The organism is Marinobacter koreensis, from assembly GCF_023156285.1.
Taxonomy (GTDB): Bacteria; Pseudomonadota; Gammaproteobacteria; order Pseudomonadales; family Oleiphilaceae; genus Marinobacter; species Marinobacter koreensis.
Genome location: NZ_JAKZAJ010000004.1, coordinates 478,922 through 491,819 on the forward strand (window position 1 = coordinate 478,922; position 12,898 = coordinate 491,819).

The 12,898-nt window shown below is 58.4% G+C and carries 7 protein-coding genes and 1 tRNA gene; all 8 read right to left on the bottom strand.

The annotated features are described in order from the left end of the window. Positions 1 to 2 precede the first annotated feature (2 nt). The 8 genes from MLD04_RS13545 to rpsU all read right to left on the bottom strand — a co-directional run bounded on the left by MLD04_RS13545 (position 3) and on the right by rpsU (position 12,867). Positions 3 to 2,297, bottom strand: a complete 2,295-nt coding sequence (locus MLD04_RS13545; RefSeq protein ID WP_248159509.1) for a molybdopterin-dependent oxidoreductase — start codon at positions 2,295 to 2,297, stop codon at positions 3 to 5. Between the two features lie 132 nt (positions 2,298 to 2,429). Beyond that, the gene (locus MLD04_RS13550; protein ID WP_248159330.1) at positions 2,430 to 5,789 is read right to left on the bottom strand and encodes an Ig-like domain-containing domain; all 3,360 of its coding nucleotides are present in this window, start codon (positions 5,787 to 5,789) and stop codon (positions 2,430 to 2,432) included. A gap of 14 nt (positions 5,790 to 5,803) precedes the next feature. Further along, a complete protein-coding gene (gene aupA / locus MLD04_RS13555; protein WP_248159333.1) occupies positions 5,804 to 7,141 on the bottom strand; it encodes an alkane uptake protein AupA in 1,338 nt (445 codons plus the stop codon). A 428-nt stretch (positions 7,142 to 7,569) separates the two neighbouring features. Continuing rightward, positions 7,570 to 8,448 carry a PEP-CTERM sorting domain-containing protein gene (locus MLD04_RS17715; RefSeq protein WP_248159336.1) on the bottom strand — a complete coding sequence of 293 codons (879 nt, stop codon included), beginning with the start codon at positions 8,446 to 8,448 and terminating at the stop codon, positions 7,570 to 7,572. 154 nt (positions 8,449 to 8,602) lie between these two features. Beyond that, positions 8,603 to 8,679: transfer RNA gene (locus MLD04_RS13565), tRNA-Ile, on the bottom strand. 98 nt (positions 8,680 to 8,777) lie between these two features. Further along, positions 8,778 to 10,640 (bottom strand): RNA polymerase sigma factor RpoD, encoded by a 1,863-nt coding sequence (gene rpoD / locus MLD04_RS13570; protein ID WP_248159348.1) that lies wholly within the window; start codon positions 10,638 to 10,640, stop codon positions 8,778 to 8,780. 119 nt (positions 10,641 to 10,759) lie between these two features. Beyond that, the gene (gene dnaG, locus MLD04_RS13575) at positions 10,760 to 12,490 is read right to left on the bottom strand and encodes a DNA primase (RefSeq protein WP_248159351.1); all 1,731 of its coding nucleotides are present in this window, start codon (positions 12,488 to 12,490) and stop codon (positions 10,760 to 10,762) included. Between the two features lie 161 nt (positions 12,491 to 12,651). Further along, positions 12,652 to 12,867, bottom strand: coding sequence for a 30S ribosomal protein S21 (gene rpsU / locus MLD04_RS13580; RefSeq protein ID WP_007153483.1), 216 nt, complete (start codon positions 12,865 to 12,867; stop codon positions 12,652 to 12,654). Positions 12,868 to 12,898: the final 31 nt, after the last annotated feature.

A 12,898-nucleotide genomic window follows, 5' to 3' on the forward strand; every position in this document is an offset into this window, starting at 1 on the left:
ATTCAGGCGGATTGACGGGACGTCTGGGCTTGCCAGGCTTTGATACTTACAGACTGTCCGTTCAGCACCGAAGTTCCGGACAGCTGATCGATCTGATCGTCAGCAAGCACGTCATTAATGGACGTGCCGGCATGGGATTGCGCGACGGATTGACCGACGCCCTCCCTGTCGTGGCCCCAGCCGTGGGGAATCGACACCACGCCCGGCATAATGTCCTCATTGATCTCCACGGGCAAAACAATCTGTTGTCCAGCGCCCCGGACCTCGGCCATGTCGCCCGCTCTCAGACCAATACGATCGGCGTCCTGCCGGTGGATGATCAGTGTACACCGCTCCTTTCCTTTAACCAGTCTGCGGCTGTTATGCATCCAGGAATTGTTGCTGCGCACATGGCGCCTGCCTATCAGCAGGAAATCGTCTCCGGGATCCGTCGATAGTGCTTCGTGCAACCGTCCAAGATCCTGCAGGAAGCGTCGCGGGGCCATCTGGATGAGGCCATCGCGTGTAAACAGGCGATCGGGTAGTGACGGTTGCAGAGCGCCCAGATCCACGCCGTGGGGATTGTCCCGCAGCGCGGCCAGCGACAGGCCTTTGGCAAGGCCGTTCCATTCACGGTTGACCGGGCTGAGGCGAACGAGGGCACGAAGGGGGTGCCTTTCGGGTAACACGTCCATGACCAGATCCACGGCGGGCTGCAGGAATTTGCGGGCCGGGCCGGTACTGGCGCCGTAGGGGCCGGTTCGCAGGAGCATATCCAGGATCGGATCCGGTCCAAGCTGTTTGAATGTTCGCCAGCCGAGCTCGCTCCGCAACGGCAGGCGACCGCCCTTTCGGAGTTTCTCCAGCCGATGTGTGAGTTCGAGTAGGATCTGCCAGTCGTGCCGGGTGTCCTCGGCGGGCTGGAACAGGGCGTCGCTGAATTTGGCGACGTTGCGTACTGCGAACATATTGAAGATCAGGTCGTAATGGCTTCGTTCAAGCGCCGCGGTTGGCGGCAGGATGACGTCGGCATGTCGCGTGGTCTCATTCAGGTAGTAGTCCACCGAGACCATGAAATCGAGGCCTTCCAGCGCCTTGTCCAGGCGCCGTCCGTTCGGGTTGGAAAGCACCGGGTTGCCGGCCACGGTGACGAACGCACGAATCTGACCGTCGCCTGGCGTGAGCATTTCCTCCGCCATGGTGCTGGCGGGATACTCACCGGCGAACTCCGGCAGATCACGAACGCGGCTACGGCGTTTGTCGAAATGGCCCTTCTGCCCACTCATGGCGCCCAGGGTGACCAGATCGATCGCGGGTTGGGTGAACAGCAGCCCGCCAACAGTATCCAGTTTGCCGGTGAGAATGTTCAGGCAATAGGTCAGCCACGTGGCGAGACCACCAAATGCCTGGGTACTTGTTCCCATCCGGGAGTAGAGCGCTGCCTTGCGGGTTTTGGCCAGCTGACGTGCCAGGTCCCGGATGGTTTCCGGTTCTATGCCCGTGTGGTGACTAACGGCTTCGGGCGTGTAGGGCACCGACGCGAGCCGGAGCAGATCAATGTCTTTGACCAGCCGTTCGGCAGGGCCCGGGTCAACCAGATCCTCATCAAACAAGGTGTGCACCATCGCCATCAGCAGCAGGGCGTCGGAACCCGGGCGGATAAAATGAAACTCGTCGGCCACTTTCGCGGTTTCGGTCCGGCGCGGATCGATCACGATGAGCTTGCCGCCCCGCTGCTTCAGGGACTTCAGCCGGCCCCGGACATCCGGCACGCTCATCAGGCTGCCATTGGAGGCCATGGGGTTGGCGCCGATGCACATAAACAGATCGGTATGGTCGATATCCGGAATCGGAAACAGGATCTGGTGCCCGAACATCTCCAGGCTCGTCAGCATATGGGGAAGCTGATCGTTGGATGTCGCGGAGAACCGGTTCTGACTCCCTATCGCCCGCAGGAACGGCATGGTGGCCACCAGGGACCCGTGGTTGTGGACATTGGGATTGCCAAGATAGACGCCGATACTGTTTCGCCCATGCTGACTCCGTACCTGATGCAGCCGATTGGCGACCAGGTCAAAGGCTTCGTCCCAGGAAATCTCCTGCCAGCCGTCGCCGGTTTTCCGGATCGGTCGCCGCAGCCGATCCGGATCCTCGTGAAGATCCTGCAAGGCCGTCGCCTTGGGGCAGATGTGACCCTGGCTCAGAGGATCGTTTTCGTCCCCTTTGATCGAGTCGATACGTCCGTCCTTGACGGTAATCGCTACCCCGCACAGGGCTTCGCAGAGGTGACAGGTCCGAAAGTGGGTGCCGTTTTCCATGGGGTCTCCCAGGCTGTTGTTCTTGGGTATCGGGTTGCGTTGTGCCATCAGATTATCAGATGTCGCAAATGAGGGGAGAAACTGACGCACAGAAAAAAGGCCAGCCCGGAGGCTGGCCTTGAACAGTGCCCCTCAGGGCTGTGTGGGGAGTTCCTTTATGGGGTTGGAGATGAAGTTGAGGTACAGTCCTTGCTCCGGAATGATTAGCGGGATGAACACCGCGCCGTCCTCACCGGAGGAAGGCGGATCAACCAGTTGGCTGCAAGCGCCCAAGTCCCCTCCAAACAAGCCCAGAACACAAGAGGCGAAGTCAACGCCGGGGGCTAGCGCGTCATTTTGGGTGGTAACGAGGACGTTGATTTCCGGATCAGGGTGGTCTTGGTCATCACTGGCAATGTTCCGTTGTTCAATCTGCATCCGGCCATCATCAAAAAACACGATCGGCCCTTTGAGATTGAGGCTGAGCGGGTAGCTGAACAGGTTGTGCCGAAGCACACCGCCTAAGGGCAGTTCAAGCTTTGGCGCATCTAGCATTAGGTCGGCCGTGGTCTTGAAGATCGGCTTGCCATCGTCTCCTTCAATAATAATGCCCGAAATCAGACTAGTCCGTGAACAAGCACTGGTGCAGTTCGGGTCGTCTTTGGCATACCGCATGCGAAGGATCTGCGGACCTGTTGATTGGGGTTGGTCCGGAGACAGCACGAAGTCTGTCAGTCCGTTTCCGTCATCAAGGTAGACGTCAACGGAGGTGGCTGCCAGCAGGGTGGGGTACAGTAAAACACGTACGCCGACTTTTCCCGTGTCGGGATCGGTTGCGGGCCCAATGACTTCTGTATTCAATCCATACGTTTGATAGATGAATTTTTTCTCCGGACAGTCTGGACCGGAGGTCTGGCAACCAACGCGGGCTTCGCTCTGACTGCTGCCGAGCACGATGGGATCACGGTTTGGGTTGACTGCGAGCTTTGCGGCGTTCGCCGTTGGCTTGAATCCTCCCTGGCCATCGTCTTCGTGTCGGAACGGCTCAAGGCAGTCCGTTCCGTCGGCTTGGTTGCAATCGACCACATAGTTGGCGTTGGTGTCCCTGATCGGTAGGTTCCGCAGCGGAGTGAACACCGAGCTGTCCGCAGTCGCGCCGGTGAAATAGATAGTTAGGTCTGGGCCACCCACGTCTTCCGGATCTACTAACAAGTCGGTCTGCAGAGGCAGAGCGTTACTGCCACAGATCACCGTGGGTGAGGCCGCAGAGCAGCCACCGGTGTTGGAGGAACGTAGCGTGTACCGGTAGGTCACTCCATCCTCCCAAGGCTGATCTGGCAGGAAACGAATTCGTTCCTGGCTTTTTTGAATACGACCGGCCACCGGTGTACCGCTGCCGACAGGTACATTGGGATCACTGGCTTTTTCGACCACGAACGAGTTGCTGTTGACGGAGGCTAGGTTCATCGGCTGGGAGAACAACACGACGATGGGGCGGTCCGCCGGAAGTGAGGTCACAGGAAGCTGGTCCGGTCCTTGGCCGTCCGGGTATGTCCCGCCGGAATCGGAAATGGCGTCGTTGCAGTAGCCGTGGGAGCCGCCTGGGATGTCCAGGTCGTGGGTCACGCAGGGGTAGCCCGGGTAGGTTGTCAGCGCTAGCGGCGAGCGTGCCTGTGGGTTGTCGCTCCCGCTGGTCGGATCGAGCGAAAATTCAAGCGTCTGGCTGGAAACCCCGTTGCCTGCCGGATCGGCCAGGGCGCTGGTAATGGACAGGGCGTAATCCGCGCCGTGCTTGAGGCCGCCGACCGGGTTGATAACTACCGCGGTGCCGTCCACATAGGCCTTGAGCGTGCCGTCGCCTATGGTCAGAGGTGTAGTGCCCTCGTTGAGAATTAGGCCATTGGCCAAAGTGTCCTCGTCAATCGGCTCATCAAAATTGAGGATCACCGGGTCACCTGGGCGCTGCATGGCCTGTCGAGTATCCGGAAATGCATCTGTCGGTCCCGGCATCCAGCTCACCAGAGTTGGGCTGGTGGTATCCGGCTGCCAGAGATCGGCGGCATCCAGAACGGAATTGGCGTCGGTCTTGGCTTCCAGATGGAAGGCGATGGTCGAATCGGTGTATTCCTGACCCAGGAGGTTGGGTTCGACCACGCCAATCGCGTCGATGTTGAGTACGCCGTCCTTCACCATCGCGATACCGTCCAGTTCAACCCCGAGCAGGTTCTGGGACAGTGATGCGTTCGGTTGCGCCTCGGCGGTGTTCATCGCTACGTCCATGAACAGCCGGACGTGTCGGGGCGCGTTGAGATCGTCGGTGTACGCATTGGGCAGCAGGTAACCGCTGGCGTCGGAAAGCATGGTGACCTTGATGTTGCCGGTCTGCTGGATCTGGTTGGTCTCGGGATTGATCACCGGCACGGTACCGTTGATCCTGACATCCAGGCTGGTGCTGTTCAGGACGCTGTTCTTCGGTACCCGAAGCGGCAGCGCTTCATCGGCACCAAATGAGGGTGCATAGGCCAATTCGGCAAAGAGCCCGCCGGTTTGCTGGGAAGGACCTGCCGTTCCCTGCAGTACCGAGTTGAGTGTTACCCCGTTGATGGGCTGGCCGTTCAGAATGGATTTGGTAGCTTGCTCCTCGGAGGCGCCACTACCCAGTCCGGAATCGACGGCTTCCTGGTAAACCACCACCGTTGGGCCGGCTTCCCGGATCTTGAAGGCCTGGCTGAAATTCAGGGTGGTACCCGGGCTGGTCTGGCTGGGCAGATCCTGCAGCTTGAGGGTGTAGGTGCTTCCCGCTTTCAGCTGATCGTCCTTCGTGCCGCACAGGGACGGATCGTCAGTGAGGCAGGGGTCAACGGTGATACGGCGTTCGTCCACAAGAACGGTGGCCGGAACCGGGTTGCCCTGATCGTCTTCAAGGACGATCTTCCCGCCCATATCCTTCCAACGCGGGTCCACCGGCTGGGTCAACAGCAGGCGGAAGGTCGAGAAGTCGACTGCCTCAAGCAGGCCATTGGGGGATGGAACCATGGTGGCGACCGAGAAATCGGCGGCCGTATCGTCGAGGGACTGGATGCCCGTATAGCCACCCCGGGTCTGGAACTGAATGCCTTCCGGACCAGTGGCATTCGGCGTGCTGATACTGGTTGCGCCATCCGCCTTCAAGGCGTTGGCGAAAGAGACCGAATATTCGGTACCGAGAGCGAGTGGCGAACTCGGTGAGAGCTTGAGGCTCCGGCCACCGTCCACCTTGGTCACGGTGAACCCGATATTGGTCGTGCCGTCGTTTACCAGAATTTCGCTCTGCAAGTCGGCTTCCGCGTCGGTTACCGGATTGGAGAAACGGATGACAATATCGGATTTCGGGCTCACACCCGTTTGCCCATCGGTCGGATAGGAGTAGACCACCGAGCCGGTCGGCAGATGGCTTTGCATGGCCTGCTCCTTGCCGCCACAGGCGGCAAGAAGGATGGCCGGCGCCAACGCCAGAATCTTGTAATGCTTCATGACAGAACCTCCACTCAGAACTTCAGAGTGATCGAGCCGCTGAATACCTGGACTTCGCCGTCAGCCGTGACCGGAGTCTCGTTGCCGTCGTAGTCCACCAGGGTGAAGTCACGCTTCTGCAACTGCTGGTACTGGTAGCCAAAATCGAAGCGGATCGGGTAGGCGAGCAACCGCGTGCGGTTGTAGGTCGCGCTGACGCCAAGACCGACAACGATTTTGTCCGTGTCCAGATAGTTGATTTCCGGGTTACGGGTGGATTTCAGAGGCGACTGCTCGTAGGCGACGCCGCCGCGGATAGCAAAGCTGTCATTGAACTGGTACTCGGCACCGAGCCGGGGAATGAGAATGTCGTCGAACTGGATCCGGTCAGCTGAAGAGACCGAGCCCTGATCCTTGATGGTGTCGCCGGCGAACTTGTCTTCCAGCGCGGACCAGTTCTGTTGCTCGACACTACCACCCACACGCCAGGAGTCGCCCTGATACTGCGCGCCGACGCCATAGGTTTCCGGCTGGAAAGAATCGATGGTGGTGACCGCAAGAGCAAGACCCGGTTCCGGGATGGTCTGGGTGACGACGATGTTGGAGTCGACACTGGTCGACGCCTCGGACTTGGTGCGGTAGATCAGTGCCGCTTCCCAGCCATCCAGAAAGCAGCTGTCATCGGGACAGAAGGTGCTGCCCAGATCGATGTTGGTTCCCAGAATACTCTTGAAGGAGGGCTGGGCATTGACGGACAGGCGCTCCCGGCTGGTTTCACCCCCGAGGGTCGAAACGGCGTCGAGTTTGGCAGCGGCTTCCAGGGTAATACGGAACGAGGCACCGACTGAAATCCCGCGCCAGATTGGAGTAGCGCCCCCCAGGTTCAGGAACAGCGGCTCGCGGCCATATTCGAGGAACTGGCCGTTGTCGGTAGTTCGGGAATCAAACGCGAGCATTTCCTTGCCGTATTTCTCGACGCCAGCAATGAAGCCGAGATACAGCGGATGCTTGAAACGGGTGATGGAGCCCAGGTTGGTTTTCATGCCCAGCAGAACGTGCTGGCTGGGATCGTTGGACAGGATGTCTCCATTTGCATTCGGGTTTTTGGAGCGGAGCTCCTGTTCGGCATGCAGGATGCCCGTTGTCAGTTCACCCCGGGTGTCCTTGGTTAACGCTGCCGGGTTGTAGTAGGTGGCGGACACCTGATCATTGAACATGGATAGGGACTGCGCGGTGGCCACATCAACCGGCATTACCCCGTAGGTCGTGCCAATATTGCCCATGCTGGCCTGAGAGGAAAGAGAAAATCCCGCGGAAAGTGTTGCGACTGCAAGGGACATCGCCCGTACTGAAAACCGGGAGGTGGTAACCATTGATACGCTCCGTTATCTCATTGTTGTTGTGCTTGTGCGCCGCCAAAATGTGAACTGGTGCACGGTTGATCAGGGTCCAGTGTATGCGGCTTGTCTTTTCGGGACTTTGGCTTTTTTGACACAGATCAATGTCTGTAGAACCACATATAGCGCAATCGCAGGTAAAAGTAATTGGAATACATGGGCATAAAAGGCCACAGTTTGTGACTTTTTGTAGCGAAAAGGGCGGAATTTCGGGTGAAAAATGGGATTGTTGAACAGGGCAGGGGTGCTGGGGCAGTTCCAGTAACAGACATGGCCCCGTTCGGGGCCATGTGGAGCCTTAATTAGGATAGGTATGCGAGGTAATGTTCTGAACAGAAAAAGCAAGCCCGCGTTATTTATACGCGGGCTTGCTAGGTAGTAGTAAAAAAAGCTGACGCTCTATGTTACTTCCTGAGTCGACGACGTGTGAGGATCAAGCCGGACAGTCCCAGGCCGAAAAGGGCTAGCGTGCCAGGCTCGGGCACAGGAACGCTCTTGGCGAGATATCGCCACTCTTCAAAACCGCTCCCTACCCGATCGTACTCCGTGTAAAACACGAAATAATCTTCAGGATTTCCCTGGAACATGCTTTGCAAAATAAACAGGTTAAGGTCACCCTTGCCACTGCCGCACTGTCCGTTTGTGTCACAAATGCTGGCTTGAAGGGTGACCTTCACATCGCCATTGGTTGCGTTGTCCAGGTTCCAAACGGGGGCATAGCCAGCCAGTGTGTTCCCGGCGGCACTGCCGTCAAATTGCATTCCAGTATACCCGTAATTATTGCTATAGCTTTCTGGGGTAGCGAGTTCGGAGCCTCCTAGAAAGATCTGAATTTCAGTCAGATCAATCTGATTCGCAAGGCTGTCTGATGCGCCATTCTCATTGGCGTCCAGCGAGAATTGGTAGTAGGCAAAGCCTCCGATATCGACCGTCCCGAGATCACCAAAAAGTACCGAATGCGTCCACATCCCCGCTTTAGTATCGAAGTTCGTATCGGGATTGCCAGTGTCGGTATTATAGCCACTTTGGGTGCCGGAGCTGTCTTGAACGCGAACGAAAGGTTTGAAAACACCAGTCCCAGTCGAGGGCTGGGTTGGATTGGCCTCTGCTTCGAAGATAGTTCCATCTGTGGTGGTTCCCGACGACTGCCCACACCCTTCTGTCGCAGTACACAGAATGTCTATCTGCTGCATAGCTCGGGCTTGCGATGTTCCTAGCAAGCCAACAGCAAAGGGGATTGTCAGAAGGTATAACTTTTTCAGTGAGGTGGATTTGGTTTTCACGGCTTACTCTCCTTGGACGGTTTAAAAAGTCGTCCCTACGTAGGAGCAAGCAGTATTCAGACCAGTTTTTTAACTTTATGATTTGTTGAGAAAAGCGTTTGCTTCTCCGAACGTGCGTGTAAAAAAAATCGGCACACCGCGAAGAAGAGTGAAGTGGTGGGCCCAGCAGGACTCGAACCTGCGACCAAGGGATTATGAGTCCCCTGCTCTAACCAACTGAGCTATAGGCCCGTTCAGCGAACGCTGTTGTGAGAGGTGTTTCCGGAGGGAGGAAACAAAGCGGGCGCCATTATACCGGTGAGGTTGGGCGCCCGCTACTGTTGTGGAGATTAACCGTTGCCCTGATCGTCAATAAAGCCGCGCAGGTGATCTGAGCGGGACGGGTGACGCAGTTTGCGCAGGGCCTTGGCCTCAATCTGACGAATCCGCTCGCGGGTTACATCAAACTGTTTGCCGACTTCCTCGAGCGTGTGGTCGGTGTTCATTTCGATACCAAACCGCATGCGAAGGACCTTGGATTCCCGGGCGGTCAGCCCGGCCAAAACCGAGCGGGTTGCTTCGCGCAGGCCCTCGGCGGTGGCGGAATCCACGGGCGACAGGGCCTGGATATCCTCGATGAAGTCGCCCAGATGGCTGTCTTCGTCGTCACCGATCGGAGTTTCCATGGAAATCGGCTCTTTGGCGATCTTCAGAACCTTGCGGATCTTGTCCTCGGGCATTTCCATGCGCTCGCCCAGCTCTTCCGGGGTCGGCTCGCGGCCCATCTCCTGAAGCATCTGCCGGGAAATCCGGTTGAGCTTGTTGATGGTCTCGATCATGTGCACCGGAATACGGATGGTCCGGGCCTGGTCCGCGATGGAGCGGGTGATGGCCTGGCGAATCCACCAGGTGGCGTAGGTCGAGAACTTGTAGCCACGGCGGTACTCGAACTTGTCCACGGCCTTCATGAGGCCGATGTTGCCTTCCTGAATCAGGTCCAGGAACTGCAGGCCACGGTTGGTGTACTTCTTGGCGATGGAGATAACCAGACGCAGGTTGGCCTCGACCATCTCCTTCTTGGCGCGTCGTGCCTTCGCTTCGCCGATGGAGACGCGGCGGTTGATTTCCTTGATATCCGCCACGTCCAGGTCGACTTCCGCCTGTACGTTGTGGATGCGCTTCTGGAGCCGCACGATTTCGTCGAGCCGCTCGCCAATGGGCGCCGCGTAGGGCTTCTTGCTCTTGGCGATCTTGTCCGCCCACTCAAGATTGACTTCGTTGCCCGGGAAGGACTTGATGAAATCCTTTCGCGGCATTTTGCAGTCGCGCACGCAGATCTGCATGATCGCCCGCTCGTTCTCACGGACCAGATCGTTGGTAGAGCGAACGACGTTGACCAGCTCTTCAAACGCCTTGTTGGCGAGTTTGAAGGGGGCGAAAACCTGTCCCAGCTCGTTCAGGGCAGCCTGGGTTTTCTTGTCGCCACGGCCGTGCTTTTCCAGCGCCGCATTGGCTGCGTCCAGCTTTTCCTTGAGCAGCTCGAACCTCAGGCGGGTTTCTTCCGGATCCGGGCCGTTGTCGTTATCGTCATCGCTGGAATCGTTGTCGTCATCATCGTCCGATGAATCCGAGTCCGCGTCGTCGGAGGAGCTTTCCTCCTGGCTGCTGGTATCTTCGCCCATGAAAGGCTCGGCATCGTCCGGATCGAGGAAGCCGGTGACGATATCACTGATCCGGCCTTCGTTCTCGATGATCCGGTCATACGCCTGGATCACGGTTCCGGCGGTGCCCGGGAAATGGGCAACGGCCGCCATGACGTCGCGGATGCCTTCTTCGATGCGCTTGGCAATAACGATCTCGCCTTCGCGGGTCAGCAGTTCGACGGTGCCCATTTCCCGCATGTACATGCGAACAGGGTCCGTGGTGCGGCCAGCGTCGGTCTCGACGGCAGCGAGCGCGGCAGCGGCTTCGGCAGCAGCAGCTTCGTCGGCGGTGGAGTCGCCCTCGGTCATCAGCAGGGTATCGGCATCGGGTGTTTCTTCGCACACCTGGATACCCATGTCATTGATCATGCGAATGATGTCTTCGACCTGATCCGGGTCGGCGATGTCTTCCGGGAGGTGATCGTTCACCTCCGCGTAAGTCAGGTAACCTTGTTCCTTGCCTCGCGCAATGAGGTCTTTCAAACGTGATTTTTGCGAATTGCCTGACATAGACACCCTGTGAACTCGCTTTTAAAAGGAAAAAAGTTAAACAGCCATTATAGCTGTCGCTTGTTTGCTGTGCCACCGACTGATTAGATTGTGGTCAATCGGTTAAGTTTCAAGTGCGATCACCCCTGCGCGCCGCCGCTCAGTTCCCGGAGTTCATTTCTTTCCTCCGGGGAGAGGTTCGCGAAGTTGCGAAGCAGGGCCGCCAGTCTCTGCTGCCGGGAGGCCTCCTCGCTTGGGCTGATCAGTTCCCGGGCAAGCGCCAGCGTGCTTTCCCGGGAAGGAATATGTTCAATGCCGTCGAACAGGTGGTAAAACCGGTTCCGGGCCTGCTGGTCCAGCGCCAGGGCGCTGATCAGCTTGCGTCTGTCTCCCACGTTACTGGCCAGTATCCACTGGGCCAGGTCCCGTGCCTGGGGAAACTGCCGTGACTGTCGGGCCAGTTCGACGACCTCAGTCGCCAGTTCCGGCGCTTCCACGAGGGCCAGGCACAGCGTGCTGTCCTTGCTCAGGCGCACGTCCACCCGTTCCTCGGTAACCCGATCACGGCGTTCGCCGCCCCGCCATTGCGACCGTTGCCCGGAATCCCGGTTCTGCCACTGGTTCCGGTTGCCGCACAGTCGCAGCATCTCGTGCCACATTGCGTCCCGGAGCGTGCTGCGCGGCATCCTGTTCAATAGTGGCTCGACCCGGGACCGCAGCTCCCCACGATGTTCGGGAAGCTGCAGATCCAGACCTTCACTCTGCCGGTCGAACAGGAAACGGGACAGCGGCGTGGCGCTCTCAATTCGCTTCCGGAAGGCCTCCGCGCCTTCCTTTCGGACCAGTGTGTCCGGATCTTCGCCTTCAGGCAGCATCAGGAACTGCAGGTGCAGTCCATCCGCCATCAGTTCCAGGGCATTCTCCATGGCGCGGTCCGCTGCCCGGAAGCCGGCGGTATCGCCATCGAAACAGAACACCACATGCCTGACCTGTCGGAGCAGGGCCTGCAGGCTGTCCTGGTTGGTGGCCGTTCCCAGCGTTGCCACGGCGTAATCGATGCCATGCTGGGCGAGGGCGATCACGTCCATGTAGCCTTCGACCACCAACAGCCGGTCCAATTGCCGGATGGCCTGGCGTGCCTCAAAAAGCCCGTAGATTTCGCGGCTTTTATGGAACACGTCCGATTCCGGCGAGTTGATGTACTTGGCTTTGTCGTCTCCGAGGGTTCGCCCCCCGAAAGCGACGGTTCGGCCGCGGGTGTTGCGAATCGGGAACATGACCCGGTTGCGAAACAGATCCCGCGGTCGACCGTACCGGTCAGACACGGTGCCGGTCTCGATCAGGGGCGTCCGGAGGTCTGCTGCCGCCGCGTCGAACAGGGCGGTTCCGGTGCCGGGCGCGTAACCGAGCTGATAGCGTTCGATGATCTCGTCGTTCAGCCCCCGCTGCCTGAGGTAGTCCAGCGCGTAGTTGCCGCCCTGGCTGAGCAGCGAGGTCCGATAGAAGCGGCTGGCGAAATCCAGTGCGTCGGTCAGTGTCCTCGCTTGCTGCATTTCCTGCTTGGCGGCGCGATCGTGAGGCACTTCCAGCCCGGCCCGTTTGGCCAGTTCCTCGACTGCATCTGTGAAGCCCAGCCCGTCGAATTCCCGGACGAAACTGATGGCATCGCCGTGCGCGCCGCACCCGAAACAATGGTAAAAGCCCTTGTCCGGACGAACATTGAAGGATGGCGTTTTCTCATCGTGGAAAGGACAGCAGGCCTTGTAGTTGGCGCCTGCCTTTTTCAGAGTGATGCGGGATCCGATCAGTTCTGCCAGATCGATGCGATCGAGCAGGTCTTCAACGAAGCGTTGAGGGATCAGTCCACTCATGAAAACTCCAGATCAGCCGGTCAACCCGTTCCGTGCGGGCCACGAGCCAAAGCCAAAAATGCCGCCGAAGCCAGGCCTCGGCGGCATTTGGTATCGCTCTGTGCAGCCTGTTTGCTGAACAGGCAATCAGTGCTTTGCAGTCAAGCGGCGCCAGTATTAACTTAGTACAGACGCTCGAACTTGCGCTGTTCCCGCTGAAGCTTCTTGAGATGACGCTTAACGGCAGCAGCTGCTTTGCGCTTGCGAACAGCGGTCGGCTTTTCATAGTGCTCGCGACGACGCACTTCAGACAATACACCGGCCTTTTCGCAGGAGCGCTTGAAGCGACGCAGTGCTACGTCAAACGGTTCATTCTCTTTCACTTTAACAGCTGGCATTCGAAAATCACCTACCTGATAGATTCGGTTT

Coding starts and splice junctions, on each gene's coding strand:
- MLD04_RS13545 (WP_248159509.1), bottom strand. CDS start 2,297: ATGGAAAACGGCACCCACTTTCGGACCTGTCACCTCTGCGAAGCCCTG.
- MLD04_RS13550 (WP_248159330.1), bottom strand. CDS start 5,789: ATGAAGCATTACAAGATTCTGGCGTTGGCGCCGGCCATCCTTCTTGCC.
- aupA (WP_248159333.1), bottom strand. CDS start 7,141: ATGGTTACCACCTCCCGGTTTTCAGTACGGGCGATGTCCCTTGCAGTC.
- rpoD (WP_248159348.1), bottom strand. CDS start 10,640: ATGTCAGGCAATTCGCAAAAATCACGTTTGAAAGACCTCATTGCGCGA.
- dnaG (WP_248159351.1), bottom strand. CDS start 12,490: ATGAGTGGACTGATCCCTCAACGCTTCGTTGAAGACCTGCTCGATCGC.
- rpsU (WP_007153483.1), bottom strand. CDS start 12,867: ATGCCAGCTGTTAAAGTGAAAGAGAATGAACCGTTTGACGTAGCACTG.